The sequence below is a fragment of the Variovorax sp. P5_A3 genome, assembly GCF_056400665.1.
Genome location: NZ_JBFUKW010000010.1, coordinates 22,874 through 48,735 on the forward strand (window position 1 = coordinate 22,874; position 25,862 = coordinate 48,735).

25 protein-coding genes are annotated in these 25,862 nt (G+C 65.8%); 23 read left to right on the plus strand and 2 right to left on the minus strand.

Translation table 11 applies throughout. The annotated features are described in order from the left end of the window. The first annotated feature begins 19 nt into the window (after positions 1 to 19). The 22 genes from fliD to AC1D3B_RS17100 all read left to right on the plus strand — a co-directional run bounded on the left by fliD (position 20) and on the right by AC1D3B_RS17100 (position 22,556). A complete protein-coding gene (gene fliD, locus AC1D3B_RS16995; protein ID WP_478191834.1) occupies positions 20 to 1,465 on the plus strand; it encodes a flagellar filament capping protein FliD in 1,446 nt (481 codons plus the stop codon). A gap of 21 nt (positions 1,466 to 1,486) precedes the next feature. After that, positions 1,487 to 1,909 (plus strand): flagellar export chaperone FliS, encoded by a 423-nt coding sequence (gene fliS / locus AC1D3B_RS17000; RefSeq protein ID WP_478191835.1) that lies wholly within the window; start codon positions 1,487 to 1,489, stop codon positions 1,907 to 1,909. A 12-nt stretch (positions 1,910 to 1,921) separates the two neighbouring features. Continuing rightward, positions 1,922 to 2,281: a flagellar protein FliT gene (locus AC1D3B_RS17005; protein ID WP_478191836.1), complete on the plus strand. Its 360-nt coding sequence runs from the start codon at positions 1,922 to 1,924 to the stop codon at positions 2,279 to 2,281. Between the two features lie 16 nt (positions 2,282 to 2,297). After that, a complete protein-coding gene (fliK, locus tag AC1D3B_RS17010; protein ID WP_478191837.1) occupies positions 2,298 to 3,572 on the plus strand; it encodes a flagellar hook-length control protein FliK in 1,275 nt (424 codons plus the stop codon). Then, complete coding sequence (locus tag AC1D3B_RS17015; protein WP_478191838.1) at positions 3,569 to 3,841, plus strand: EscU/YscU/HrcU family type III secretion system export apparatus switch protein; 273 nt, start codon at positions 3,569 to 3,571, stop codon at positions 3,839 to 3,841. Before fliK ends, AC1D3B_RS17015 begins: the two co-directional genes overlap by 4 nt. Before the next feature lie 332 nt (positions 3,842 to 4,173). Then, complete coding sequence (gene flhD, locus AC1D3B_RS17020; protein ID WP_478191839.1) at positions 4,174 to 4,530, plus strand: flagellar transcriptional regulator FlhD; 357 nt, start codon at positions 4,174 to 4,176, stop codon at positions 4,528 to 4,530. Continuing rightward, positions 4,527 to 5,132 carry a flagellar transcriptional regulator FlhC gene (flhC, locus tag AC1D3B_RS17025; protein WP_478191840.1) on the plus strand — a complete coding sequence of 202 codons (606 nt, stop codon included), beginning with the start codon at positions 4,527 to 4,529 and terminating at the stop codon, positions 5,130 to 5,132. The genes flhD and flhC overlap by 4 nt, the downstream gene beginning before the upstream one ends. Before the next feature lie 50 nt (positions 5,133 to 5,182). Beyond that, positions 5,183 to 6,043, plus strand: coding sequence for a flagellar motor stator protein MotA (gene motA, locus AC1D3B_RS17030; protein WP_478191841.1), 861 nt, complete (start codon positions 5,183 to 5,185; stop codon positions 6,041 to 6,043). 82 nt (positions 6,044 to 6,125) lie between these two features. Continuing rightward, entirely contained in the window at positions 6,126 to 7,058 is a 933-nt protein-coding gene (gene motB, locus AC1D3B_RS17035) for a flagellar motor protein MotB (protein ID WP_478191842.1), read from the plus strand. A gap of 48 nt (positions 7,059 to 7,106) precedes the next feature. Next, positions 7,107 to 9,161, plus strand: a complete 2,055-nt coding sequence (gene cheA / locus AC1D3B_RS17040; RefSeq protein ID WP_478191843.1) for a chemotaxis protein CheA — start codon at positions 7,107 to 7,109, stop codon at positions 9,159 to 9,161. Between the two features lie 79 nt (positions 9,162 to 9,240). Then, positions 9,241 to 10,578 carry an EAL and HDOD domain-containing protein gene (locus AC1D3B_RS17045; RefSeq protein WP_478191844.1) on the plus strand — a complete coding sequence of 446 codons (1,338 nt, stop codon included), beginning with the start codon at positions 9,241 to 9,243 and terminating at the stop codon, positions 10,576 to 10,578. Between the two features lie 64 nt (positions 10,579 to 10,642). Beyond that, complete coding sequence (locus AC1D3B_RS17050) at positions 10,643 to 11,509, plus strand: CheR family methyltransferase (protein WP_478191845.1); 867 nt, start codon at positions 10,643 to 10,645, stop codon at positions 11,507 to 11,509. After that, complete coding sequence (gene cheD, locus AC1D3B_RS17055; RefSeq protein ID WP_478191846.1) at positions 11,506 to 12,171, plus strand: chemoreceptor glutamine deamidase CheD; 666 nt, start codon at positions 11,506 to 11,508, stop codon at positions 12,169 to 12,171. The genes AC1D3B_RS17050 and cheD overlap by 4 nt, the downstream gene beginning before the upstream one ends. 56 nt (positions 12,172 to 12,227) lie before the next feature. Next, on the plus strand, positions 12,228 to 13,253 hold the full coding sequence (locus tag AC1D3B_RS17060; protein WP_478192074.1) for a protein-glutamate methylesterase/protein-glutamine glutaminase: 1,026 nt from the start codon (positions 12,228 to 12,230) through the stop codon (positions 13,251 to 13,253). A gap of 28 nt (positions 13,254 to 13,281) precedes the next feature. Further along, positions 13,282 to 13,668, plus strand: coding sequence for a chemotaxis response regulator CheY (cheY, locus tag AC1D3B_RS17065; protein ID WP_286664515.1), 387 nt, complete (start codon positions 13,282 to 13,284; stop codon positions 13,666 to 13,668). A gap of 10 nt (positions 13,669 to 13,678) precedes the next feature. Continuing rightward, positions 13,679 to 14,320 carry a protein phosphatase CheZ gene (cheZ, locus tag AC1D3B_RS17070; protein ID WP_478191847.1) on the plus strand — a complete coding sequence of 214 codons (642 nt, stop codon included), beginning with the start codon at positions 13,679 to 13,681 and terminating at the stop codon, positions 14,318 to 14,320. A gap of 129 nt (positions 14,321 to 14,449) precedes the next feature. Then, on the plus strand, positions 14,450 to 15,592 hold the full coding sequence (flhB, locus tag AC1D3B_RS17075) for a flagellar biosynthesis protein FlhB (protein ID WP_478191848.1): 1,143 nt from the start codon (positions 14,450 to 14,452) through the stop codon (positions 15,590 to 15,592). Beyond that, positions 15,589 to 17,685 carry a flagellar biosynthesis protein FlhA gene (gene flhA, locus AC1D3B_RS17080; RefSeq protein ID WP_478191849.1) on the plus strand — a complete coding sequence of 699 codons (2,097 nt, stop codon included), beginning with the start codon at positions 15,589 to 15,591 and terminating at the stop codon, positions 17,683 to 17,685. Before flhB ends, flhA begins: the two co-directional genes overlap by 4 nt. Beyond that, positions 17,682 to 20,171: a flagellar biosynthesis protein FlhF gene (gene flhF / locus AC1D3B_RS17085; RefSeq protein ID WP_478191850.1), complete on the plus strand. Its 2,490-nt coding sequence runs from the start codon at positions 17,682 to 17,684 to the stop codon at positions 20,169 to 20,171. The genes flhA and flhF overlap by 4 nt, the downstream gene beginning before the upstream one ends. A gap of 10 nt (positions 20,172 to 20,181) precedes the next feature. Then, positions 20,182 to 20,919, plus strand: coding sequence for a MinD/ParA family ATP-binding protein (locus tag AC1D3B_RS17090; RefSeq protein ID WP_478191851.1), 738 nt, complete (start codon positions 20,182 to 20,184; stop codon positions 20,917 to 20,919). Beyond that, positions 20,916 to 21,686: an RNA polymerase sigma factor FliA gene (locus tag AC1D3B_RS17095; RefSeq protein WP_478191852.1), complete on the plus strand. Its 771-nt coding sequence runs from the start codon at positions 20,916 to 20,918 to the stop codon at positions 21,684 to 21,686. Before AC1D3B_RS17090 ends, AC1D3B_RS17095 begins: the two co-directional genes overlap by 4 nt. 87 nt (positions 21,687 to 21,773) lie before the next feature. Continuing rightward, positions 21,774 to 22,556 carry a DnaJ domain-containing protein gene (locus AC1D3B_RS17100; RefSeq protein WP_478191853.1) on the plus strand — a complete coding sequence of 261 codons (783 nt, stop codon included), beginning with the start codon at positions 21,774 to 21,776 and terminating at the stop codon, positions 22,554 to 22,556. A 32-nt stretch (positions 22,557 to 22,588) separates the two neighbouring features. Here the strand turns inward: AC1D3B_RS17100 and AC1D3B_RS17105 are convergent, their stop codons facing one another. Then, on the minus strand, positions 22,589 to 23,776 hold the full coding sequence (locus tag AC1D3B_RS17105) for a M20 aminoacylase family protein (RefSeq protein WP_478191854.1): 1,188 nt from the start codon (positions 23,774 to 23,776) through the stop codon (positions 22,589 to 22,591). A gap of 8 nt (positions 23,777 to 23,784) precedes the next feature. Continuing rightward, positions 23,785 to 24,765, minus strand: coding sequence for a tripartite tricarboxylate transporter substrate binding protein (locus AC1D3B_RS17110; RefSeq protein ID WP_478191855.1), 981 nt, complete (start codon positions 24,763 to 24,765; stop codon positions 23,785 to 23,787). A gap of 168 nt (positions 24,766 to 24,933) precedes the next feature. Here AC1D3B_RS17110 and AC1D3B_RS17115 point away from each other — a divergent pair, with 168 nt between their 5' ends. Next, on the plus strand, positions 24,934 to 25,818 hold the full coding sequence (locus AC1D3B_RS17115; protein WP_478191856.1) for a LysR family transcriptional regulator: 885 nt from the start codon (positions 24,934 to 24,936) through the stop codon (positions 25,816 to 25,818). The last annotated feature ends 44 nt before the right edge of the window (positions 25,819 to 25,862 follow it).

Consider the following 25,862-nt stretch of genomic DNA (forward strand, 5'->3'; position numbering starts at 1 on the left):
CGAAAAAGAAAGAATCAAGATGGCATCGATCAGCAGCTTGGGCGTCGGCTCCAACCTCGACCTCAGCACACTGCTCACGCAGCTCCAGACGGCGGAAAGCCTGCCGCTGAAGGACATCCAGACGCGCGCCACCAGCTTCACGAGCAAGCTGACCGCCTACGGCCAGATCAGCAGCGCACTCTCCACGCTGCAGACCGCGGCCAACAAGCTGTCGTCGCCCGCTTTCTTCCAGAATGTGAAGACCACTGTCGCGTCGACGGATGTCCTGTCCGCGTCGACCGACACCACGGCCGCAGCTGGCAGCTATTCCATCAACGTGGCCCAGCTTGCGCAGGCGCAGTCGATGGTGGCCGCGGGCCAAGCCAGTGCGAAGACGGCCATCGGCAACGGCACGCTCACCATCGATCTCGGCACCATCTCCGGTGGCGCGCTGGACCCGGTCACCGGCAAGTACACGGGCTCCAGCTTCACGGCGGACCCCGCCCGCACGGCCGTGAAGATCGACATCGACTCGAGCAACAACACGCTCGAGGGCATCCGCGACGCGATCAACGGCGCCAAGGCCGGTGTGAAGGCGACCATCGTGAACGACGGCAGCGGCACGCCCAACCGGCTCGTCCTGGTGTCTTCGACGACGGGCGAGGCGTCGAGCATGCGCATCGGCGTCACCGGCGATGCGGCCCTGCAGAACCTGCTGGGCAACGACCCGGCCGGTACCCAGAACCTGCAGCAGACCCTGGCGGGACAGAACGCCAAGCTCACGGTCAACGGCATCGCGGTCACAAGCCCGACCAACACCGTCAAGGAGGCCATCCAGGGAACGACACTGAACTTGCTCAAGACGGGCACCACCAGCATGGTGGCGTCGGCCGACACGAGTTCGGTCGAGACGGCTGTGAATGATTTCGTCAAGGCTTACAACGCGCTGCAGAGCACGGCCGCGACGCTCACGGCCTACGACGCGGATGCGAAGACGGGCGCCGCCCTCAGCGGCGACTCGACGCTGCGCAACCTGCTGACCCGCGTACGCCAGGCCCTTACCGCGCCGCAGAGCACCGATGTGAACGCCAAGAAGGTGCTGACGGAAATCGGTGTCGGGTTCCAGAAGGACGGCACGCTGTCGGTCGATGCAACCAAGCTGCATACCGCCGCAACCACCGACCTTGAGGGCGTCGCCAACCTGTTCTCCAGCGCACCCGGCAGCACCGGCGGCTACGGCAAGCAGATCAGCAAGCTGGTCGACGACCTCACCTCCACCGGCGGCGCGTTGAAAGTCGCGACCGATGGCGTGAACAAGACGCTGGACCAGCTCAGCGACCAGTACAACAAGATGCAGGACCACGTGACGGCCACGGTCGACCGCTACCGCGCGCAGTTCACGCAACTCGACCTGCTGGTGAGCAACATGAACAACACCATGAAGTACCTCACGCAGCAGTTCGATGCGATGAGCAGCAGCAAGTAACCCCGACGCGCGGAGCAGGCGATGTACACACCTCACAACTTCAGGACCGGCGCCGGCGCGTATGCGCGCGTGGGCGTGGAAACGAGCGCGATGAGCGCTTCGCCGCACCAGCTCATCTGCATGCTGTTCGACGGCGCCATGACGGCGATCGGCATGGCGCGGCATCACATCGCGGCGGGTGAGATCGCGGCCAAGGGCCATGCGATCTCCAAGGCCATCGGCATCGTCGACAGCGGCCTGAAGGCCAGCCTCGATGCGAAGGCAGCCGGCCCTGCGGGCGAAGCGCTCGTGGCCAACCTGTCGGCGCTCTACGACTACATCATCCAGAGGCTTCTGGTCGCCAACCTGCGCAACGACGTGCAGGCGCTCGACGAAGCCGATGGCCTTCTCGACAACATCGCTTCAGCCTGGCGCGAGATCGACGCCAACGCCGCGCGCGACTGACTCGCACGCGAAATGAACACGAAAACCAAAAGGGACAACATGGCGGTCACGAGCGAAGTCGTTCACTGCTACGGTCAACTCGCCTCGCGCGTTGCGTTCATGGCCGAGCTGGCACGTGCGAAGGAATGGGGACGACTCCCCGAACTGGAAGCCCAATGCGCGGCGATCGTCGACCGGTTGAGGGTGCTTCAGCCGCTCGAGACGCTGGACCCGGTGCAGTTCGAGGAAACACGACGCCTGATCGAGGCCATTCGCGCCGACCAGGAAGAGATCTGCGGACTGGTCAAGCCGCAGATCGAGCAATTGATCGCACGCATGACCATGCTGAGCCAGCAGCGCAGCCTCGGCCGCGCCTACGGGCCGCAGCACTGAAGCACACGGAATCGCCATGAGTGGACTGTCCGGATTGATCGATACCCTGCTCGCCGCGAAGATCTCGCCGCGGCTGGACGTGCTCGCCATCAAGGGCGAGACGGAGATCAATGCGCCCGGACCGGTGTCGCAGGTGCAGAAGGTCGTCAACGACGTTCGCCTGCCGTCCAACGCCGCGCTCGACCGGCTGGTTCCGGTCGGGTCTTCGGCCGCCCCGCTGCCCTCGGGTGCGCGGCAGCCTTCGGAGGCCGATCTGTCGGTGGCGGCGCGTGTCATCAGTGCGGTGCTGGCCAATCTTCATGGGGACGCGGGTCCGGTGCGGGGCACTGCGCCGACGTGGCCATCACCCCAGCCTGCGTCGACGGCCGCTCTGGCAGGCGCATTGGCGCAGACGGTGTCCGACAGCGGGCTTTTCTACGAGTCGCACCTGGTCGAGTTCGCAAGCGGCACACGCACCCTGGCGCAACTGGCGCAGGAACCGCAGGCGCGCTGGGCGGCGCCCGCGGCGGCTCAGGCGATGGCGGCTGCCGTCGCGTCCGTCGAAGTGCCGGTGTCGGTCGCCGCGAAGGATGTGTTGCCTGCAGTGGCTGCGCAAGGCGTGGCGGTCCTCGGGGCCGATGGGCAGACGGCCGAGGTGGCGACTGCGACGACCACGCCCGTGGCTCCGCGCGGCACGCAAGCCGCCCCGGACTCCAGCGATCCGATGCCCGCACCGGGTGTTGCGCGTCCCGCGACCGATTCGGATCTGCCGCCCGATGCCGCACGCGTGCAAGCCGCGTACCGCCGGGGCGAAGCGCCATCGACAGCCGAGCACCTCTTGGCCCATCGGCCGGAAGAAGTGGCGGCCGTTCGCCACGCCAGCGCCGCCATCGCATCGAGCGCCGCAACACCCGCTCAACCCGCCGAGGTGGTTCATCCGCAGGCGATGACCCTCGTCCATCAGCAACTGGACCTCTTGGCAACCGCTGTCTTCCGCTGGAGCGGTCAGGCCTGGCCCGGCGTGCCGATGGACTGGTCGATCCACGAAGAGGTCGCGGACCGTGAAGCCCGCGAATCGGAAGAAGAGAGCCCGCGCCGCTGGTCGACGACGGTCTCCCTGAGCTTGCCGCGACTGGGCGCGGTCGATCTCCGACTGAGCCTGGCCGGCGCGAACGTGCAGGCGCGCCTTGCCGCCAGCGATGCGTCCACGATGACGCGCATGCGCGCGGACGGCGGCGCGCTGGCGCAGCGACTGGAAGCCGCGGGCTTCCGGCTGCAGGAACTGCAAGTCACCGCGATGGACCGGCCATGAACAGCGAGATGGACGATCGTCAAAGCGCAGTGGCGCTGTCCTATGCGGACAAGACCAAGGCGCCGGTCGTGGTGGCCAAGGGCTACGGCGTGGTCGCCGAATCGATCATGCGGCAGGCGAGGGAGAACGGGCTCTACGTCCACCAGTCGCCGGACCTGATCAAGCTGCTGATGCAGGTCGATCTCGACCGCCAGATCCCGCCGCAGCTGTACCTGGCGGTGGCCGAGCTGATGGCCTGGATTCATGGGCTGGAAGCCGAGGCCGCGTGACAGGCATGAACTACTTCACATCTTCATTTTTGAATTGATACTTTGTGTTTCACATTTAAATGAATACTCATTGGACTGTGTCTTTTATTAAGTGACTACTTTGTGTTTCAGCCTTTGTTTTGAGTACTTTTTTAGCCAATTCAACGATACGCAGCCGGTGATTTTTTCTGTATGAAATCTACTTACATTCCCCTCGGAAAACACCTCGTTTGTGGGACGATTCTGACTGCCATGTCAGATATGTCTCACTTTTCGGAATGGGCTCCGGGCAATTGTTAAATTTGTTAAAAATTGTGTTTAGACTACAGACTTGGAATTGAACGGAGTGCAGTGTGGAACTCGATGATATTGACGGCAATGTGGCAGTGGGCGAAATCTCGAAAGAGATTGGCGACATTAATCTTGCCTATATGCTTTTGGCGCAAAAACTCGCCAAGCAAGATCGTGCGGCAGCCATGTACCGTTTGGGTGTTGGCCGTGAATTGGCCGATTTGCTGGCCAATATGTCGTTGACGCAAATCGTCAAATTGGCGGCATCGAATTTCCTGCTGTGCAGTTTCAGGCTCGACGACCATCCCATGTTCGCGGTATTCGGGGAAGGAAAAGACACGACGCTGCAGCAGGCGCACATGTCCATCCTGATGGCGGCACGTCAGATCCAGTCGCGTGAGGCGGGCGCACTGGCATGACCAAGAAAAGCGTTCTTGGTGAAGTCCGCCAAGTCCAATTGGCAGTCGAGTTGATCGAACTCGGTGCCCGCCTGCAATTCCTCGAAGCGGAAGTCGGGCTGAGCCGCGAACGCTTGATTCGTCTCTACAAGGAATTGAAGGGTGTTTCGCCGCCCAAGGGTCTTTTGCCTTTTTCGACCGACTGGTACATGACGTGGCTGGCAAACATCCATTCGTCGATGTTCTACAACCTGTACCGCTTCATGCTGCTCGAGGCCAACGAAAGCGAACTCCAGGCGCTGATCAAGAGCTACCGCCTGTATGTCGAACAGATCGAGGCACATGGTGGCGAAATCGTGCTGGATTTCACGCGCGCCTACACGATGGTGCGCTTTTTCGACAGCGACATGCTGCAACTCAGCGCATGCACGCGCTGCGGCGGCCATTTCGTCGCGCACGCGCACGACAACAAACACGGTTATGTCTGCGTCCTTTGCCGCCCGCCGTCGCGCGCGGGCAAGGCGCGCAATCCGAAGCGCATTGGCGCCGACGTGAACACGGTTGCTTCCGAAGGTCCCGCCCTCGCGGCGGATCCGACGGTAAGCCTCGGCGGAGGCCCCTGAGGCTCTTCATTCTTGATTCTTGTTGACGCCTGAGGGCAAAGGGGACGCGCGTGCTCGTGCTGGTTGGATATCTTGTGGTTGTGGGTGCCGTGTTCGGGGGCTATGGCCTCATGGGCGGTCATTTCGGCGTCCTGTTCCAGCCGGTCGAGTTGCTGATGATCGGAGGCTCCGCGCTGGGCGCCTTCATTGCCGGGAACAACGGCAAGACGATCAAGGCGACGATCAAGGAGCTCCCGCGCCTGCTGCGCTCGTCCAAGCACAACCGCCAGCTCTACATGGACCTGCTGGCACTGCTCTACGAACTCCTGGCCAAGGCGCGCAAGGAAGGGATGATGAAGCTGGAGTCCGACGTCGAGAAGCCGGAAGAAAGCGAGATCTTCGGTCGCTATCCCAGCATCATGGCCGACGCCGGCGTGATGGAATTCCTCTGCGACTACCTGCGCCTGGTCATCAGCGGCAATACCGACGCCTTCGAGATCGAGGCGCTGATGGATCACGAGATCGAGACCATCCGGCACGAGGCGGAAGTGCCTTCGCACAGCCTCGCGCGCGTCGCCGATGCGCTGCCCGCGCTGGGCATCGTGGCGGCGGTGATGGGTGTGGTCCACGCGCTCGGTTCGGCCAACCTGCCTCCCTCGGAGATGGGCGCCCTGATCGCGCACGCCATGGTCGGTACCTTCCTGGGCGTGCTGCTGGCCTATGGCTTCGTGACGCCGCTGTCGACCGTGATCGACCAGAAGGTCGAAGAGGGCATGAAAGTCTTCCAGTGCGCCAAGGTCACGCTGCTCGCCAGCCTCAACGGCTATGCACCGCAACTCGCGGTGGAGTTCGGCCGCAAGGTGCTCTTCTCGACCGAGCGTCCCAGCTTCACCGAACTGGATGACCACGTTCGGGAAGTCAAGGCTCGCTGAGCGCCCGGAATGAAATCATGAGCGCAGCGCCGAACCGCTCCAAGCAAGCTCGCACCGCAGTGCGCAGCACGGAGGTTGCTCAATGAGCGCAGAGAAGCATCGCGTCATCGTCAAGCGTGTCGCCGGAGATGGCGGCGGGCACCATGGCGGCGGCTGGAAGATCGCCTATGCCGACTTCATGACGGCCATGATGGCGTTCTTCCTCGTGATGTGGCTCTTGTCCATTTCGACGCCGAAGCAGCGCGAAGGCATTGCCGAGCACTTCCGCATGCCTCTCAAGGTCGCCCTGCACGGCGGCGACAAGAACAGCCTGAGTTCGAGCGTGATTCCCGGCGGCGGCCCCGACCCCATCCAGGCCGAAGGCGAGGAGAAGCTGACCGACGCCGAGCGCGAGGAGTTGGAGGACGCGGTGCGCCTCGCCGACATGAAGAAGCGCCTGGACGCGCTCATCGAGAACAGCCCGGTCTTCAGGCAGTTCCGCTCGCAGATCATGATCGACATCACGACCGAGGGCCTGCGCCTGCAGATCGTCGACAGCGACAAGCGCCCGATGTTCGACCTCGCCAGCGCGAAGGTCGTGCCGCACATGCGCGCGATCCTGCGCGAGCTTGGGCCGACGCTCAACGACCTGCCGAACAAGATCACGCTGTCGGGCCACACCGACGCGATCGTCTACACCAACGGCGACAAGGCGTACGGCAACTGGGAACTCTCCGCCGACCGCGCGAATGCTTCCCGGCGCGAACTCATCGTCGGCGGCATGACGGAGACCAAGGTGCTGCGCGTCGTCGGACTGGCCGACAGCATGCACCTGGACAACGCCGAACCGCGCAACCCGATCAATCGTCGCATCAGCATCATCCTGCTCAATCGCCAGACACAGGAGCGCATCGAGCGCGAGAACAGCGGCGAGGCTGCCCTGCCCACCACGCGGGCCGGCACATCGCTATCCGGAAATCCCAGCGGCGGCAACGTGAAGTTGACGTCATTCAAATCATCGACGTCGACGCAGTAACCGTGAGACCAATGCCGGCCGTCACAGGCCGGCTTCGGAAGAGAAAAGATGGACCTCAGTCAGTTTTCCCAAGCATTCTTTGTCGAAGCGATCGAGCTTCTGGCGCAGATGGAGCAGCTGCTCCTCGAACTCGATGTCGCGTCGCCGGACAGCGAACAGCTCAACGCCATCTTTCGCGCGGCCCACTCCATCAAGGGCGGCGCGGCCACGTTCGGCTTCACCGCATTGACCGAAACCACGCACCTGCTGGAGACCCTTTTGGACCGGGCGCGCCATGGCCAGTTGAGCCTGAGCGCTCCGATGATCGATGCCTTTTTGGAAACGAAGGACGCCTTGCAAGAACAACTCACTGCCTACCAGGCTGGCAAAGAACCCGAGCCTGAGATGGTCGCGCACATCTGTGCCGTGCTTCAGAAACTCGCGCTCGAGAACGGCGACGGCGCAACTGCCTCCACACCAGCGCCCGCACCCGCTGCGGCGGTGGTGGCGACGCCTGCGCGCGTGGCCGCCGCGGCTGGCGCGGAGGGCGCACTGCGCATCCGCTTCGCGCGCCTGTCGGACAGCGAGTGCGACCTGCTCGCCGGTGAACTCGACAACCTCGGCAAGATCGTCTCGCGCACGCGCAGCAATGACCAGCTGACGATCATGCTGGAGACGACCTGCGACCCGGACGACATCATCGCCGTGTGCTGCTTCGTCATCGACGAATCGCAGATCGACATCACGCGAGAATCCGCCGAGCCCGCGCCTGCCGAAACGGTGGTCGCGCCGGCAGCGGCAGCACCAGCGCCGGCCTCCGCGGTGGCCATCCCCGTGGAAGCTCCTGGCAAGTCGCAGTCGCCTGCCGCATCGCCCGCCGCTGCTGCGGCACCCGGCGCGAAGGAGTCGAGCTCGATCCGCGTCGACGTCGAGAAGGTCGACCAGCTCATCAACCTGGTGGGCGAACTCGTCATCACGCAGTCCATGCTCACGCAGGCCGCGACCATGCTCGACCCGGTGGTCTACGAGCGCTTCCTGAGCGGCCTCGGCCACCTGGAGCGCAACGCCCGCGACCTGCAGGAATCGGTCATGTCCATCCGCATGATGCCGATGGACTACGTGTTCAGCCGCTTCCCGCGCGTGATCCGCGACGTCAGCGCCAAGCTCGGCAAGCAGGTCCGGCTCGACACCTTTGGCAAGGAAACCGAGCTCGACAAGGGCCTCATCGAACGCATCATCGATCCGCTCACGCACCTGGTGCGCAACAGCCTCGACCACGGCATCGAGACGCCCGACGTCCGCCTGGCGAAGGGCAAGGAAGCCACGGGCCAGTTGCTGCTGTCCGCGCAGCATCACGGCGGCAACATCGTGATCGAGGTGAGCGACGACGGCGCCGGCCTCAACCGCGAGAAGATCCTTGCCAAGGCCATGCAGCAGGGTCTCAACGTGAGCGAGTCGATGCCCGACGACGAGGTGTGGCAGCTCATCTTCGCGCCCGGGTTCTCGACGGCGGAGCAGGTCACCGACATCTCCGGCCGCGGCGTCGGCATGGACGTCGTCAAGCGCAACATCCAGGAGATGGGCGGGCACGTGGAGATCCAGTCGCGCGGCGGCCAGGGCACTACCACGCGCATCGTGCTGCCGCTGACATTGGCGATCCTGAACGGCATGTCCGTCAAGGTCGGCAACGAGGCCTACATCCTGCCGCTGAGCTACGTCATCGAGTCGCTGCAGCCGCTGCCTGAGCACCTGCACTCGATCACCGCCGATGGGCACGTGATCAAGGTGCGCGGCGAGTACCTGCCGCTCATCGAATTGCACCGCGTGTTCGACGTGTCGGGCGCGCAGGTCAACCCGACGCAGGGCATCCTGGTGATCGTGCAGGCCGACGATGCGCGCTTCGCGTTGCTGGTCGACGAGTTGCTCGGCCAGCACCAAGTCGTCGTGAAGAACCTGGAGACCAACTACCGCAAGGTCCCCGGCATCTCGGCGGCGACCATCCTCGGCGACGGCAGCGTGGCATTCATCATCGACGTCGGCGCCATGCCGCGCATCCAGCGCGCGCAGGCCGTGAGCAGCGCGGCCCTGGCCGGCGCGTCGCGGACGGCCGCCATCGCAGCCTGAACCCCTCCTACCAGGCAATGCCCCATGCATCGTGCAGTGACGGGGTGATCGAAACCAGCTTCAGACGGAGACATTTGCCATGCGGTTTGATTTTTTCAAGCGCCAGGGATCGGCCGGGGAATCGGCGGTAGCCGAGCGCAGCAGGCGCGTCGAGTTGCAGGACGAGGCGCACGGGTCGACAGAGGACCTGCTGGAGCCCAGCGGCGCGAACGGCTATGTGCGCTACGCCCTGCAGCTGGACGCGCAGAAGCGCGTCAAGGGCTACAGGATGGCCTGGCGTGCTGTCGACGGCCAGGACGCAGACGCCTCGGCGCAGTTCAAGGCGCTGCTTTCGAGCATCTCCAAGCATCTCAACGCGCCCAAGTGGCGGCTCGGCCGGCTCGTGCTGTTCCTCGACGTCACGGTCGACGCCCTGTTCCAGAGCGAGCTTCAGGCGTTGCCGCCGGAGAACGTGGTGCTGTGCATGGGGATCGACGACCTTATGGACGCGGACACGCGCTCGATGCTGCTGTTCCTTCGCGAGCAGGGCTTCGGCTTCATGCTGTGCGGGGCGCAGGCGATGCCGGTGGACCCGGCACTGCAGGAGGTCATCACCCACTTCGACGTGGGCAGCGGCGACAGGGACCTGACCGCCAGCGTCCGCGACAGCCGGCGCCCCGAGCAGGAACCAGTGCAGCTGATCGCGAGCCGCATGGAGAGCTGGCGCAACTTCGAAGCCTGCGCTGCACGGTACGTCGATGTGTTCGTCGAGGGCGACCACCCGCCGCCGCCTTTGGAGAAGGGCGCCGACGTGCTGCAGCCCGAATCGATGCTGATCGTGCGGCTCATGCACATGCTCCAGCGCAACGAGGACGCGCGCGCCATCGAGTCGGCCCTCAAGCGCGATGCCGCGCTGACCTACCGCCTGCTGCGCCATATCAACTCGCCGGCGATCGGCGCAGGCGTCGAGATCACGTCGCTGCGCCACGCGGTGGCCATGCTGGGTTATTCGCCGCTGTTCCGCTGGCTGTCGCTGTTGCTGGCCACGAGCAACAAGGCGACCTCGCCGTTCATGATGAAGAAGGCCATCATGCGCGGCCGCTTCGTCGAGCTGATGGGCCACGGCATGCTGCCGTCCAGCGAGTCCGACAACCTCTTCGTGGTGGGCATGTTCTCGCTCATCGATCAACTGCTGGGCATCTCGATGCAGGAGGTGCTCGCCAAGGTGCAACTCGCCGAGTCGGTGCAGCAGGCGATTCTGGAGCGAAAGGGTGTGTACGCACCCTTCCTCGCGCTGGTCGAGGCCTGCGAGACCGGCAACGGCGAGCCGGCGCGCCTGGCGGAGTCGCTCTTCGTCAGCGCCGAGCAGGTGAACGCGGCGCACCTTTCCGCCATGGTCTGGTCGCAGGAAGTCAGCGCTGTCGAGGCGGCCGACTGAGGGCCGGGCCGCGATTTGAACGGCTTTTGTCCCGCTGATCGAACCATTGGAAAAGAGGCTCCCTATGTACATTGAAAGCCATGCACCGACCCTGGCCGTGAACTCCGAATTCCTCTTTACCGACGGCGACTTCTCGAAGATCCGGACGCTCATCCATCGTCGTGCCGGCATCGCCCTGGGCGAGCAGAAGCGGCAGATGGTGTACAGCCGGCTGTCGCGTCGCCTGCGCGAATTGCGGCTGCCCGAGTTCTCGACCTACCTCGAACTGCTGGAGTCGCGGCAGGACGGCGACGAATGGCAGTCGTTCATCAACTCGCTGACGACCAACCTGACCTCGTTCTTCCGCGAGCCCCATCACTTCCCGGCGCTGGCCGAGCATGTGCGCAAGGCGACGCAGCCGGTCACCATCTGGTGCGCGGCCGCCTCGACCGGCGAGGAGCCCTATTCGATCGCGATCACGCTGATCGAGGCGCTGGGCGACCGCGCGAGCGCCGCGAAGATCATCGCGACGGATATCGACACCGCGGTGCTGGCGAAGGCGTCGGCCGGCGTGTTTACCGCGGAGCAGGCCGGCCGACTTTCGTCCGACCGCCTGCGCCGCTTCTTCAACAAGGGCACAGGCTCGAACGCCGGCAAGGTGCGCATCCGTCCCGAAGTCGCGGCCATGGTGAAGTTCTCGCGGCTCAACCTGCTCGATCCGTCCTGGTCGGTGAAGGAGCCGGTCGACGCGATCTTCTGCCGCAACGTGATGATCTATTTCGACAAGCCGACGCAGAAGAAGGTGCTGGACCGCTTCGCGCCGCTGCTCAAGACCAATGGGCTGCTCTTCGCGGGTCATTCCGAGAACGCGTCCCTGGTGAACCAGACCTTCAAGCCGCTGGGCCACACGGTCTATGAGCTGGCGCGCAGCCCGGGCAAAGGTTCCGCATGAACGCTGCAGTGCCGGGGTCCGTGGCCAGCCACCACTACTTCGATCGCGATGTGGGCAGCATGGCCGTCAAGCTGCTGCCGTCGGAGTACTACGTCACGACCACCGACACCGTGCTCACCACGGTGCTGGGGTCGTGCGTGGCGGCCTGCATCGTCGACATCGACAACGGCATCGCCGGCATGAACCATTTCATGCTCCCCGAGGATGGCGAAGCCACGGCGCGCGACCAGACCGAATCGATGCGCTACGGCGCCTATGCGATGGATGTGCTCGTACGGGAAATGATCCGCTCCGGCGCGCGCCGGGAGCGACTGCAGGCCAAGGTCTTCGGCGGTGCCGCGGTGCTGGCCAACATGACCACGCTCAACATCGGCGACCGCAATGCGGACTTCGTGCTGCGCTACCTGCGCGCCGAGCGCATCAGCGTCGCGGCGCAGGACCTGCGCGGCCAGCACGCGCGCCGCGTGTGCTTCATGCCCGCCAGCGGCAAGGCGGTGGTGCGCAAGCTGCGCGGGCAGACCGACGTGCAACTGATCCAGCGCGAGGAGGGCGAACTGCTGCGCAAGCTGTCGACACCCCGGCGCTCGACCCCTGCCCCTTACGGGACACACAGCGCTGTCGGCGACGCCATGCCAGCGGCCAAACACAAAGGAAGCTGGTGAGCGCGAACAAGATCAAGGTGCTGTGCGTCGACGATTCGGCATTGATACGCAGCGTGATGACCGAAATCATCAACAGCCAGCCCGACATGACGGTGGTCGGCACCGCCGCCGATCCCATCGTGGCGCGGGACCTGATCAAGGTCACGAACCCCGATGTGCTGACGCTCGACGTCGAGATGCCGCGCATGGATGGGCTCGAATTCCTCGAGAAGCTCATGCGCCTGCGGCCGATGCCGGTGGTGATGGTGTCGTCGCTGACCGAGCGCGGCTCCGAGATCGCGCTGCGCGCGCTGGAGCTGGGCGCCATCGACTTCGTGACCAAGCCGCGCCTCGGCGTCCGCGACGGACTGCTCAACTACACCGAGCTCATCACGGGCAAGATCCGCACCGCGTTCAGCGCCCGGCTGCTGCCGTCGCGCAGCGTCGCGGCGGCCCGGGCCTCGGCGGATGCACCGCCCGAAGCACTGCTGCGCAGCCCGCTGCTGAGTACGGAGAAGCTGATCATCATCGGCGCTTCCACGGGCGGCACCGAGGCGATCCGCGAAGTTCTGCAGCCCCTGCCGCCGGACTGCCCGGCGGTGCTCATCGCGCAGCACATGCCTGCCGGATTCACGAAATCCTTCGCCCAGCGCCTCGACGGCCTCTGCCGCATCACGGTCAAGGAAGCGGAGCATGGCGAGCGTGTGCTGCCGGGCTATGCGTACATCGCGCCCGGCGCCTTCCACCTGTCGCTCGCCCGCAGCGGGGCCAACTACGTTGCGCACCTTGACCAGGAGCCGCCGGTGAACCGGCATCGACCGTCGATCGACGTGCTGTTCGATTCGGCCGCCAGGCATGCGGGCAAGAACGCGATCGGGATGATCCTCACGGGCATGGGCAAGGACGGGGCCGAAGGCCTGCTGCGCATGAAGAAGGCCGGCGCCTTCACGCTGGCGCAGGACGAAGCGAGCTGCGTGGTCTTCGGCATGCCGAAGGAAGCCATTGCAATCGGTGCCGCCGACGAGGTGGCACCGCTGGGAGAGATGAGCCGGCGCGTGCTGGCACACCTGCGCACCTTCGGTGCGCGTACGAATCGGGTTTAAACGAACTGTTGGAGTGAGAGATATCGTGATCGACAAGAGCATCAAGATTTTGGTTGTGGACGACTTCCCGACCATGCGCCGCATCGTGCGCAACCTTCTGAAGGAACTCGAGTTCCTCAACGTCGACGAGGCCGAGGATGGCGCCGCCGGCATCGAGAAACTCCGCGGCGGCAACTTCGGCTTCGTGGTGTCGGACTGGAACATGCCCAACATGGACGGCCTGACCATGCTGCAGACCATCCGTGCCGACCCCGAGCTGTCGAAGCTGCCGGTGCTGATGGTCACCGCCGAAGCGAAGAAGGAAAACATCGTCGCCGCCGCGCAAGCGGGCGCGAACGGCTATGTGGTCAAGCCTTTCACCGCGGCAACCCTCGAAGAAAAGATCACGAAGATCTTCGAAAAGCTCAACAAGTAAGGGGGATGCCATGAGCCAACAACCCGCCGACGCCGATCACGGGAACACCGCCGAGCAGTTGCTGGGCCGCATCGGGCAACTGACGCGTCAATTGCGCGAAGGCATGCGTGAGCTGGGCCTCGACAAGCAGGTGGAGAAGGCCGCGCAGGCCATTCCCGGTGCGCGAGACCGGCTGAACTACGTGGCCGAGACCACCGAGCGCGCAGCGCATCGCGCGCTTAACGCCATCGATGTGGCGCAGCCGCTCCAGGAAGGCCTCGCCAGCGACGCCAAGGGCCTGAGCAAGCGCTGGGACGAATGGTTCAAGAACCCGATCGAGCTGGACCATGCGCGCGAACTGGTGATGGACACGCGCGGCTACCTGAAGGACGTTCCGGAGAAAGCCGGCGCCATCAACTCCCAGCTGATGGAGATCCTCATGGCGCAGGACTTCCAGGACCTGACGGGCCAGGTCATCAAGAAGATGATGGAAGTGGTGAACGAGGTCGAGACGCAACTGCTGCAGGTGCTCATCGACAACTCGCCGGCCGAGAAGCGTCAGGAGATCAGCAGCAACAGCCTGATGAATGGGCCGCAGGTCACGCCGGGCAACCCCGAGGCCGTGACCGATCAGTCTCAGGTCGACGACCTGCTTGCCAGCCTGGGGTTCTGAGGCGATTCAACTGCTCCTATTGGGTGAGTAGGGGGGCGATACCGGTCTTGATCGATCGATTGTTCCGGCCCTCCGAATCCAATAATCAGTCATGAGCAGGCGTCCTTCGCCGATGCTCCTGGAGCATGAATGGCTGAGGAAAGCGATCTCGAAAAAACGGAACCCGCCTCTGAGCGACGCCTTGAAAAGGCTCGCGAGGAAGGCAACGTGGCCCGCTCCCGCGAGCTGACCACCCTGGTGATGCTGGGCACCGCCATCGGCGGCTTGTGGTTCACGGCCGAGTCCCTCGGCAGCACGATGAGTGCCGCGATGCGCCGCGGCCTGCACTTCGATCGCGACGGGGCGTTCGACCCCTCGCACATGATCGCGCAGACCGGGCTGATGGCCCTGCACACGCTCATGGCCATGGCGCCGCTGTTCGCGATGATGGTGGTGGCCGCGGTGGTCGCGCCGCTGATGCTGGGCGGCTGGCTGTTCTCGGGCAAGGCCGTGGCGCCGAACTTCGGCAAGCTCGATCCGTTCGCCGGCATCGTGCGCATGTTCTCCACGCAGTCGCTGGCCGAGCTGGTCAAGGCCCTGGCCAAGTCGTTGCTGATCGGCGGCGTGGCCTACTGGGTCATCTCGAACAACCTCGAGAACGTGATGCAGCTCATGTCGCTGCCCGTCAGCGCCGCGCTGCCGCAGACCATCATGCTCGTCGGGCGCGATTGCGCATTGATCGCGGCCGCGTTGTTGCTGGTGGCGCTGGTCGACGTGCCGTGGCAGTTGTGGACCTACTACCGCAAGCTGCGCATGTCGCGCGAGGATCTTCGCCAGGAGCACAAGGAAAGCGAAGGCGACCCGCACATCAAGGCGCAGATCCGTCGCCAGCAGCAGGCGATGGCCAAGCGCCGGATGATGGCCGAGATTCCCAAGGCCGACATCGTCGTGACGAACCCGACCCACTTCGCGGTGGCGCTCAAGTACGTCGACAGCGACATGCGCGCGCCGCGCGTGGTCGCCAAGGGCACCGACCTGGTGGCGGCACGCATCCGCGAGATCGCTGAAGCCAACAAGGTCGCCATCCTCGAGGCGCCGCCGCTCACGCGTGCGCTCTACAAGCACACCCGTCTCGGCGACGAGATCCCGTCGGGCCTCTACACCGCCGTGGCGGAAGTGCTCGCGTGGGTCTACCAGCTCAAGCGCTGGAAGGACGAAGGCGGCGACGAGCCGCGCACGCCCAAGGACCTGCCCATCCCCGAAGCGCTCGCCTACACCGTGAAGACCGCATGAACTCCCTCGCAAGCCTGATGCGTTCGCCGACGCAGCTGTTCTCCAGCACCCAGTTCAAGGGACTGGCGGGGCCAATCCTCATCATCATGATCCTGAGCATGATGGTGCTGCCGTTGCCGCCCTTCCTGCTGGACCTGCTGTTCACGTTCAACATCGCGATGTCGGTGATGGTGCTGCTGGTGAGCATGTACACCATGAAGGCGCTGGACTTCGCCGCCTTCCCCGCGGTGCTGCTGTTCTCGACGCTGCTGCGCCTGTCGCTCAACGTGGCCTCCACGCGCGTGGTGCTGCTGCATGGCCACACCGGGCCGGATGCGGCGGGCAAGGTGATCGAGGCCTTCGGGCACTTCCTGGTCGGCGGCAACTTCGCGGTCGGCGTGATGGTGTTCATCATCCTTGTGCTGATCAACTTCATGGTCATCACCAAGGGCGCGGGGCGCATCGCCGAGGTCGGCGCGCGCTTCATGCTCGACGCGATGCCCGGCAAGCAGATGGCGATCGATGCCGACCTCAACGCCGGCCTGATCGGCGAGGACGTCGCACGCAAGCGCCGCACCGAAGTCGCGCAGGAAGCCGACTTCTACGGCTCGATGGACGGCGCCAGCAAGTTCGTGCGCGGCGACGCGGTGGCTGGCCTGCTCATCATGGTCATCAACATCATCGGCGGCCTGGTCGTCGGCGTTGTGCAGCACGGGCTGGACTTCAAGACCGCCGGGACGACCTACACGCTGCTGGCCATCGGCGATGGCCTGGTCGCGCAGATTCCGGCGCTGGTGATTTCGACGGCGGCCGGTGTGATCGTCTCGCGCGTCACGACCGACGAAGACGTCGGCCGCCAGCTCACCGGCCAGCTCTTCTCGAACCCGCAGGTGCTCTTCCTGACCGCCGGCATCATCGGCCTGATGGGCATGATCCCCGGCATGCCGAACCTGGCCTTCCTGCTGATCGCGGGTGGTCTGGCATGGCTCGGCCGCGGGCTGCTCCATCGCAAGCCGCAACAGGCGGCGGCAGCGGAGGCGGCTGCCGCGCAAGCGGCCGCGGTGCCAGCCGCCGACGCGGCCGAGGCCACCTGGGACGACATCGCGCTGGTCGACCCGCTCGGCATGGAGGTCGGCTATCGCCTGATCCCGTTGGTGGACCAGTCGCAGCAGGGCGAACTGCTGGGCCGCATCAAGAGCATCCGCAAGAAGATCGCGCAGGACATCGGCTTCCTGGTGCCGGTGGTCCACATCCGCGACAACCTGGAAATCAAGCCCAACACCTACGTCATCAGCCTGAAGGGCGTCGAGATCGGCCGCGGCGAGGCGTTTCCGAACCAGTGGATGGCGATCAACCCGGGGCAGGTCTCCGGCACCTTGCCCGGCACGCCGACGCAGGACCCGGCGTTCGGCCTGCCGGCAGTGTGGATCGACGGCGGCCTGCGTCAACAGGCGCAGATCTACGGCTACACGGTGGTCGACGCCTGCACGGTGATGGCCACGCACCTCAACCACCTGATCCAGACTCACGCCGCCGAACTGCTCGGCCGCCAGGAAGTCCAGCAACTGCTCGACCAGATCGCGAAGACGGCACCGAAGCTGACCGAGGATCTCGTGCCGAAGATCGTGTCGCTGAGCACGCTGCACAAGGTGCTGCAGAACCTGCTCGACGAAGAAGTGTCGATCCGCGACATGCGCACCATCCTCGACGTGATGGCCGAGCATGCGCCGACCGTCAAGGACGCCACGGAACTCACCACGCTGACGCGCCTGGCCCTGGGGCGCGCGATCACGCAGCAGTTCTTCCCGGGCGACTCCGAACTCCAGGTCATCGGCCTCGACGGCTCGCTCGACAGCGTGCTGCAGCAGGCCATGACCAACAGCAGCGGCATCGAGCCGGGTCTCGCCGACAGCCTGCTGCGCCAGACACAGGCCGCGATCGCGCGGCAGGAGCAGATGGGGCTCGCGCCCGTGCTGGTCGTCCAGCACGCGCTGCGCGTGCTGCTGTCGCGCTTCCTGCGGCGCAGCCTGCCGCAATTGAAGGTGCTCTCCCACGCGGAGATCCCTGACTCTCGCAACATCAAGATCACCGCCACCATTGGAGGAAGAGTTTGAGCATTTCGACAACAGACGTGCGGACCACGGCCCGCAGATTCGTCGCGGCCACCAGCCGCGAAGCCCTTCGCCTCGTTCGCGAGGCGCTGGGCGCCGAGGCCATCGTGCTGACCAACCGCGCTCACGCCGACGGCGTGGAGATCGTGGCGATGGCCGAAGGCGATGTGAACCAGGCGACGCAGAGCGCCGCGCCGATGACGCCCGTCGTGCAAGCCGCGCCCATTGCACCGGCGATGCCGGTTGCACCCGCCGCGCCGGCGATGCCCGTTGCTTTGGCTGCACCCGTTGCACCGGCAGTGCAAGCCGCACCGGCGAAGCCTATCGTGGTGCCGCCCGCGCAAGACAGCGCAGGCAGCGATGTCGTCCTGAACGAACTGCACTCGATGCGCGGCATGATCGAAGAGCAGCTCGCCAGCGTCGTCTGGAACGACAAGCAGCGACAGGATCCCGTCCGCGGCCGACTGCTGCGCACGCTGCTCGGCGCCGGCTTCAGTGCACGCCTGTCCAAGGCCATGCTGGAGAAGCTGCCCACCGGCCAGACCTATGCGCAGGGCATGGCCTTCGCGCGCTCGGAGCTGATCCGCGCGGTACCGGTCCACGAGGACGAGGATGCACTGCTCGCGCAAGGCGGCGTCTATGCGCTGATGGGACCGACCGGCGTCGGCAAGACCACCACGACGGCGAAGCTCGCCGCCCGCTGCGTGATGCGCTTCGGCGCCGACAAGCTCGCGCTGGTGACCACCGACAGCTACCGGATCGGCGCCTACGAGCAACTTCGCATCTACGGGCAGATCCTGAACGTGCCCGTCTACGCGGTGAAGGATGCGGCCGACCTGCACCTCGTGCTGCAGGACCTGCGCGACAAGCACATGGTGCTCATCGACACGGTCGGCATGAGCCAGCGCGACCGCGCCGTGTCCGACCAGATCGCGATGCTGTGCACCAGCCATCGCCCGGTCAAGCGCCTCCTGCTGCTGAACGCGACCAGCCACGGCGACACGCTCAACGAAGTGGTGCATGCCTATCGCCACGGCGGAGGCGGCAACGAGCTCGCGGGGTGCATCTTCACCAAGGTGGATGAAGCCACGCACCCGGGTGCGCTGATCGACACGGTGATCCGCCATCGCCTGCCGGTGCACTACATCTCCAGCGGCCAGAAAGTGCCGGAGAACCTGATGCCGGCCGATCGCGCGCAACTGGTGGACAGCGTCTTCCAGCCGCGTCGCCACAACCCGCTCTTCGTGCCCACCGAGGTGGACATGCAGGACGAACCCGCGGGTGGGGCACCCTCCGCGCAGGTCGTCCAGGCGCGGGCCGAGGCCGACCGGCTTCGCATGCAGTACCAGAACCTCATTCGCGCCATGGCGCACGACGCGCAAGAACTGGCGACCGCTGCCGGTGCGCTCGCCGGTGCGCAGATCGGCTTCGAGAGCGCGCGCCGCCTCTGGCGCAGCGCGGGCGACGAAGGCATCGGCCACAAGGCCGTCCTGCAGGACCTGATGGTGCATGCCCGCAGCGAGATCGCGGCCGGCTGCGACCACCATGTGCTTGCGTTGAGCGGACAGGTCGGCCTGCGCTCGAACGAGGGCGGCGATGCCTACGAATGCCAAAGCAGCCTGCTGCTGTCCGACCGCAGCGGCTCGCCGCTTTCGGCGCCGAACCAGTGGCTGTCCACGGCCGCCACGCGCGGCGGCAACGATGCGCGGCGCAAGCCCGGCATGCGGCAGGTGCATTGGCTGCGCCAGCAGGACCTCGGCAAGTCGCTGGTGCATGTGCTCCCGCGACTGCCCGCCATCGAATTCATGGCCGAATGGCAGGCACAGGGCCAGAAGTGGCTGGCGCGCGCGCCGGGGTCGACCGGCGTCATCGATCCGCAGACCGGTGCGTCGAGCGCGCTCGCTCGCAGGGAATTCGAGTTCGGCGAGACGCAGCGCGTCATGTTCCGCGGCAAGCCCGCGCTGCAATGCGAGGCGCACGCCGAGGTGATCCTGCGCGCGGGCGCCGACAACGCCGCGCTGCCGGTGCTGCGTTGTGTCGTCACGCGCGTGATGGACGAGCGCAGCCGGAAGATCGTCGCGCAGGGCTATCTGCTGTCCAACGTCGACATGCAGGTCACGGCCCGGCAACTGGCGCAATGGCAGACCTGGGCCGCCGAAGCGGACCCGTGCTTCCGCCTGATCCGCCAGGGCGTTCAGCTCGTGGGCGGCATGGGCGAGCTGGGCGATCCGGACATGATGAAGCGCCTGCTGATCGCCGGCCAGGTGACCACCACCGTCTGGCGCCTGCTGAATGCGAATGGCGAGTGGGCCGATCGCACGCGGATGCTGCTGAACCAGCTGACCGGTCGCCCGGCGCGCTCCAGCCGGCCTCTCACGGGCAATGCGCTGTTCGTGGGCGTGAGCAAGCTCTTCCTGCTGCTGGAGGCGCTCGGTACGGAATCGACCGCACCGACCCAGCAGGCCAGGGCCCTGGAGCAGCAGGATTGAGGAGCGCGGCATGAGCAAGCTGGTTGCAGATCAGGCCGACGGATTGCGTCGCCTGCTGTCGCACACGCCGACGCGCATCGTTGCCGTGGTCGGCATCGGTCGCGGCGACGGCGCGACGACGACGGCGATGAACCTGGGCGCGGCCCTGGTCCATCAGGGGAAGGATGTGTTGCTGCTCGATGAGCATGGCCAACCGGCGGAGCGGGCCGTGGACGCCGATCCGCGACAGTTGTGCCACGGCGTTGTGCTGGTCGATGCAATGCTCGACAGCGAAGGGCGCCTGTCGCCGCTGGCGGAGTCGGCGGACGAATTGCTGCTCGTGCTCCAGCCGAATGCGGCGTCAATCACCTCCGCCTATGCGGGCATCAAGCGTCTGCACTACGCGCATGGCCTGAAGCAACTGCGCTTCCTGGTCAACGGCGTCTCGGGCGCCGAGGAAGCGCAGCGGATCACCACCAATCTTGCCAACACCGGCAGCCGCTACCTCGCGGTGTCGTTGCAGGCCGCCGGATGGGTGCGCACCGATCCGCACATGGCGGACGCCCGGCGATTGAACGAGACCGTGGTCGAGGCATTTCCTGCCAGCGCCGCTGCGGTCGATTTCAGGCGCATCGCTGCCGACATGGGTCGCTGGCCCTGGCGCGCGGCCGAGCCGCAGCGCGCTCACACCGTCGAGAGCCCGCCGCACGCGCTTCGCATGGCGATGGCCTCCGCGCAATCCGCGCCTGCGCAGCGAGCGGCCGCATGACCCGCAGAACCGAACAACGGAAAGGACTGAACGTGTACACCGCCCAGGGAACCATTGAAAAGTCCCATCTGCTGGAGCAGCACCAGCCGATGGTGCGCCGCATCGCGCTCCAGATGATCGCCAGGCTGCCGGCCAGCGTGGAGCTCGACGACCTGATCCAGGCCGGGATGATCGGCCTGCTCGACGCGTCGAGCCGTTACCAGGACAACAAGGGAGCGCAGTTCGAGACCTTCGTCAGCCAGCGCATCCGCGGCGCGATGCTCGACGAGCTGCGCGCCAGCGACTGGGGATCGCGCGGCCTGCGGCAGTCGGCGCGTGGCGTCGAGAAGGCCATCCAGGCCCTCGAACACCGGCTCGGCCGTCCGCCCTCCGAGGGGGAGATCGCCAAGGAACTGAAGATGGACCTGGAGGCCTACCAGTCGCTGCTGCAGGAGATCCAGGGCTGTCAGTTGCTGTACGTCGAGGACTTCGCGAAAGGCGAATCGGACAACCCCTTCATCGACATGCACGCGCAGGAAGCCCGCAAGGGCCAGCGCGTCAGCGACGACCCGCTGGAGCAACTGCTTGAGAGCGGATTCCGCCACCAGCTGGTGGATGCGATCTCGGGGCTGCCCGAGCGCGATCAGCTGCTGTTGAATCTCTACTACGAGGAAGAACTGAACCTGCGCGAGATCGGCGCGATCCTCGAAGTGAGCCAGAGCCGGGTGTGCCAGTTGCACAGCCAGGCCATCAGCCGGTTGCGCGTCGCGTTGAAGGATCTCCTGTAGCACAGCGGTCGTTTCGGTTGCTGACCGCGGAAGTCAGTTTTTTCAAGGAATGTAGTTCCTTCGTGTAACAATAATTAACGTTGTTGGGTGCGCGAAAGCCAGGCGATGGGCGCCCGGCCGTGCCGACGGAAGGACGCGATGATTTCAGCGTATGTGGTCTTGGGGATCCCCGGAAACGCCACACCGGAGGATGTTGAGGCGGCCTATCAGCGCGCACGTTCGACGTACACGCGGGAGCGGATGGCGGAGGACGCCCGGGTCGCGGACCAATTGAACGAAGTCACGGACGCGTACAAGGTGCTGAGCGATCCGGAATCGCGCGCGGCGCACGACAGGAAGCTCGCCAGGCAAGTCGCGGCGCAGTCGATTCAACGCCACTCGGACTTTCATCCGATCGTCGAGCGAGAGTCCGGCGCACCCAGGGCCCTGGTGATCATCGGTCTGCTCGTGGCCATGCTGTTTGCGGGGGGGTACTTCCTCCAGTACCGCCGGCAGGTCGCCCAGGAGGAATTGGCGGCCAAGGCCCTCGAGACGGCGCGGCAGCAAGCGATTGCCGAATCCGAGAATCGGCGGGCCACTGAACTGGAAGCCGGGGAGCGCGCTCGGGCGGAGGACGCCGCGCAGGCCAAGGAGCGGGCTTTCCGCCGCGAGAGCGAGGCGGCCCTGTCGCGTGCGCAAAGTGCGGATGCCCGCCAGCGCGCCCTCGATGCGCAAAAGTTTGCCGCGGAGCAACGCGAAGAACAGCGCAAGGAAGCCGAGCGGGCTGCGGATGAGCGACGTCGGATCAGCGAAGGGCAGCGAAGGGTCGCGATCGACAAGCAGAGGATTCGCGAACTCTGCTACGTCAACTACCGCCGCTACGACTGCTGAGCGGCGGCGACGCTACCACCGGCAACCCGTCGTCAGCTTTGCAGGAACCGCTCGGACAGGAGCACCCAGTAGGCAGAACCGATCGCGACGTTGGCGTCGTTGAAGTCGTAGCCGGAGTTGTGCACCATGCAGGCGCCGTGGCCGTCTCCCTCGCCGGCGCCATTGCCGATCAGCAGGTAGCTGCCGGGCACCTTCTCGAGCATGAAGGCGAAATCCTCGCTGCCGGACAGCGGCGGGCCCTGCAGCGTGACGCGATCGGCGCCGACCAGCTCGAGCGCCACTTCGCGCGCGAAGGCCGTTTCCCCGGGCGTGTTGACCAGCACCGCATAGCCCGGCCGCCAGTCGATCGCCGCCGTGACGCCGAAGCTCTCGGCCTGCGCGGTGATCAACGCCTTGAGACGTTGCTCCAGCCGAGTGCGGACTTCGCGATCGAGTGCCCGGACGCTGATCTCCAGGGTCGCGCTCTGCGGGATCACGTTGTTGGCCTTGCCGGCGTGCAGCGCGCCGACGGTGACCACCGCCATCTGCAGCGGATCGATGTTGCGCGAAACGATGGTCTGCAGCGCCATCACGATGCTCGCCGCCGCCACGACGGGGTCGGCGGTGCGGTGCGGCAGCGCGCCGTGGCCGCCGATGCCGGTGAGCGTGACGGTGGCGTAGTCGGACGAGGCCATGGCCGCGCCTTCGCGCAGCAGCAGCCGGCCCTGCGGCACGCCGGGCATGTTGTGCATCGCGAAGATCGCGTCGCACGGGTATTTGTCGAAGAGGCCGTCCTGCATCATCCGCAGCGCGCCGCCGCCGCCTTCCTCGGCGGGCTGGAAGATCAGGTTGAGCGTGCCGGTGAAGCGCCCGCGGTGCGCGAGGTGGTGCGCCGCCGCGAGCAGCATGGCCGTGTGGCCGTCATGCCCGCAGGCATGCATCACGCCCTGGTGACTGCTGGCGTAGGCGAGGCCGGTGGCCTCGTCGATGGGCAAAGCGTCCATGTCGGCGCGCAGGCCGAGTTGGCGCTTGCCGTCGCCGCGCCGCAGACGTCCCACGACGCCGGTGCCGCCGAGGCCGCGCTCGACCTCGTAGCCCCATTCCCTGAGCTTCGTCGCCACCAGTTCGGAAGTACGGTGTTCGTCGAAGGCCAACTCGGGGTGGTGATGGATGTCGCGGCGGAGGCCGATGAATTCATCCGCCTGTTCGTGCAGTGCGTCGAGCAGCGTCGAGGTCGTCATGGAGGTCCCTACTGCGGTTGCAGGTTGATGGTCTTGGCGATGGCGCGGTAGCGCGCAATCTCGGCGTCGTAGAACTTCGCCGATTCGGCCAGCGTCATCGGCGGCGATGCCAGTTGCGTCTGTGCCGCCAGTTGCGAGCGTACGCCGGGGTCCTGCAGCGTGGTTCCGATCGCCTTGTGCAGGCGCTGGACAACGTCTTCCGGCGTGTTCTTCGGCACCATGAAGCCGCTCCAGATCTTGTACGAGAAGTCCTTCAGCTCCTTGCCTTCGCTGACGGTCGGCACGTTCTTGAGCAATTCGGAGCGCTGCGCACCGAGCTGGCCGATCACCTTGAGCCGGCCCTGGTCGGCCATGGCACCCATGCCGGCGCTGTAGACCAGCACGGCAAAGTCCACCTGCCCGCCGCCGATGTCCTGCAGCAGCGGCGCGTTACCCTTGTACGGCGCATGAATCATCTGGGTGCCGGTGCGGTGCTGCACGTCCTCGAGGATCAGGTGATACAGCGACCCGATGCCAACGCTGCCGTAGGTCAGGGGCTTGTCCTTCGACTTGCGCGCCAGGGCAATCAGTTCGTCGACGTTGTTCACGGGCAGGTCCTTGCGCGTGACGAAGACCATCACCGCATCGGTCACCGGATGGACGAGCCGGAAGTCCTCGGCCTTGAGCTTGACGGCGGCATTGGCGAGCGGCGCCAGGATCACCTCGTTCGGCGAGCCCTGGAAGAGGTAGTAGCCGTCCGCGGGTGCCGCGAGCACCTTTTGCGCCGCCAGCGCGCCGGCGACGCCGCCGAGGTTCTCGATGATCAGTGGTTGGCCCAGTTCCTTGCCGAGCGGCGTGGCGAAAACGCGCGCCGCCGCATCGGACGGTCCGCCTGCGGGGTACGGAACCATCAGGTTCACGGGCTTGGTCGGGAAGCCCTGGGCGAGGGCGGCGCCGGCGGCCAGCAGCAACAGGCCGGCGGCGATCGAACGCTGGATGAACGACTTCATGGGGTTCCTCTTGGCGCCTTCAGGTGCGCCTCTTCAATGACTGGCTCGGCGACGGCGCCTCGGTGTGGTGGGGCGCAGGCGCATCGTAGGAGTCCTGTCAAAGAACATCCAATGCATTGTTGTTGGGATTAGCATTACCTGAACTCATGGAAATGCAGAGGACTGTGCATGACGCTCGTTCAACTGAGGCACCTGATCGCGCTGGCGGAGAGCGGCTCGTTCAGCAAGTCCGCGCAGACGCTGTACATCACGCAGCCGGCGCTCAGCCGCAGCATCCGTGCGCTCGAGGACGAGCTGGGCATGCCCCTGTTCGACCGTGTCGGGCGCCGCAGCGAACTCACTTCATTCGGCCACGAGGTGGTCGAGCGCGCCCGGCAACTGGTGTTCGAGGCCGGCGACTTGCGCGACAGCGGGCGGCAGATGCAGGAAGGGCAGGGCGGTGCGCTTCGCGTGGGCATGGGTTCCGGTCCCGGGGCGATGCTGATGACGCCGCTGCTGATGCGCATGGCGACGAGGCATCCGAAAGTGCGCGTGGTCGTCGCGCGTGGCGGCACCGACCTGCTCACGCAGGCCTTGCGCGCGCGCACGCTCGACGCGCTGGTGCTCGACGCCCGTTCGCTGGTGCCCGCTGTCGACCTGCAGGTGAGCGAGCTGCGCGAGATGCGAGGCGTCTTCATGTGCCGCCGCGGACACCCGTTGACCCGCCTGCGCAAGGGGGTGACCTTCGAGGCGGTGCGGCGCTATCCGATCGCCTCCACGCCGCTCAGCGACGAGGTGGCGCGCAGCTTGATCGAGACCTACGGCCCCGACGCGCACCCGGAGCATTGCGTGACCCTCCAATGCGAGGAGGTCGCGAGCCTGGTCGACGTGGCACGGCATAGCGACGCCGTCCTGCTGGCCATTCGCGCGGCTGCGCCCGATCTGGTCGAGCTCCGGATGACGCCGCCGATCGAAAGAGTCGCGCGCTTCGGCCTGGTGACGCTGCGCCGGCGCACCGAGGCGCCAGGCCTGGCGATCGTTCGGGAGTTGATCCAGGAGCTGATGCACGACTGATGCGAGTGCCCGCCAACGCAGGCGCATTTGACCGCGGACCGGCA

What these genes read in the sequence shown, in the direction of transcription:
- AC1D3B_RS17005 (WP_478191836.1), top strand. Translation starts at nt 1,922, where the DNA reads ATGAACACGAAAACCAAAAGGGACAACATGGCGGTCACGAGCGAAGTC.
- AC1D3B_RS17045 (WP_478191844.1), top strand. Translation starts at nt 9,241, where the DNA reads ATGCGGTTTGATTTTTTCAAGCGCCAGGGATCGGCCGGGGAATCGGCG.
- motB (WP_478191842.1), top strand. Translation starts at nt 6,126, where the DNA reads ATGAGCGCAGAGAAGCATCGCGTCATCGTCAAGCGTGTCGCCGGAGAT.
- flhC (WP_478191840.1), top strand. Translation starts at nt 4,527, where the DNA reads ATGACCAAGAAAAGCGTTCTTGGTGAAGTCCGCCAAGTCCAATTGGCA.
- cheZ (WP_478191847.1), top strand. Translation starts at nt 13,679, where the DNA reads ATGAGCCAACAACCCGCCGACGCCGATCACGGGAACACCGCCGAGCAG.
- AC1D3B_RS17015 (WP_478191838.1), top strand. Translation starts at nt 3,569, where the DNA reads ATGAACAGCGAGATGGACGATCGTCAAAGCGCAGTGGCGCTGTCCTAT.
- AC1D3B_RS17090 (WP_478191851.1), top strand. Translation starts at nt 20,182, where the DNA reads ATGAGCAAGCTGGTTGCAGATCAGGCCGACGGATTGCGTCGCCTGCTG.
- AC1D3B_RS17095 (WP_478191852.1), top strand. Translation starts at nt 20,916, where the DNA reads ATGACCCGCAGAACCGAACAACGGAAAGGACTGAACGTGTACACCGCC.
- AC1D3B_RS17110 (WP_478191855.1), bottom strand. Translation starts at nt 24,765, where the DNA reads ATGAAGTCGTTCATCCAGCGTTCGATCGCCGCCGGCCTGTTGCTGCTG.
- cheD (WP_478191846.1), top strand. Translation starts at nt 11,506, where the DNA reads ATGAACGCTGCAGTGCCGGGGTCCGTGGCCAGCCACCACTACTTCGAT.
- fliS (WP_478191835.1), top strand. Translation starts at nt 1,487, where the DNA reads ATGTACACACCTCACAACTTCAGGACCGGCGCCGGCGCGTATGCGCGC.
- cheA (WP_478191843.1), top strand. Translation starts at nt 7,107, where the DNA reads ATGGACCTCAGTCAGTTTTCCCAAGCATTCTTTGTCGAAGCGATCGAG.
- AC1D3B_RS17105 (WP_478191854.1), bottom strand. Translation starts at nt 23,776, where the DNA reads ATGACGACCTCGACGCTGCTCGACGCACTGCACGAACAGGCGGATGAA.
- fliK (WP_478191837.1), top strand. Translation starts at nt 2,298, where the DNA reads ATGAGTGGACTGTCCGGATTGATCGATACCCTGCTCGCCGCGAAGATC.
- flhB (WP_478191848.1), top strand. Translation starts at nt 14,450, where the DNA reads ATGGCTGAGGAAAGCGATCTCGAAAAAACGGAACCCGCCTCTGAGCGA.
- AC1D3B_RS17115 (WP_478191856.1), top strand. Translation starts at nt 24,934, where the DNA reads ATGACGCTCGTTCAACTGAGGCACCTGATCGCGCTGGCGGAGAGCGGC.
- AC1D3B_RS17050 (WP_478191845.1), top strand. Translation starts at nt 10,643, where the DNA reads ATGTACATTGAAAGCCATGCACCGACCCTGGCCGTGAACTCCGAATTC.
- fliD (WP_478191834.1), top strand. Translation starts at nt 20, where the DNA reads ATGGCATCGATCAGCAGCTTGGGCGTCGGCTCCAACCTCGACCTCAGC.
- AC1D3B_RS17060 (WP_478192074.1), top strand. Translation starts at nt 12,228, where the DNA reads ATGACCGAAATCATCAACAGCCAGCCCGACATGACGGTGGTCGGCACC.
- flhA (WP_478191849.1), top strand. Translation starts at nt 15,589, where the DNA reads ATGAACTCCCTCGCAAGCCTGATGCGTTCGCCGACGCAGCTGTTCTCC.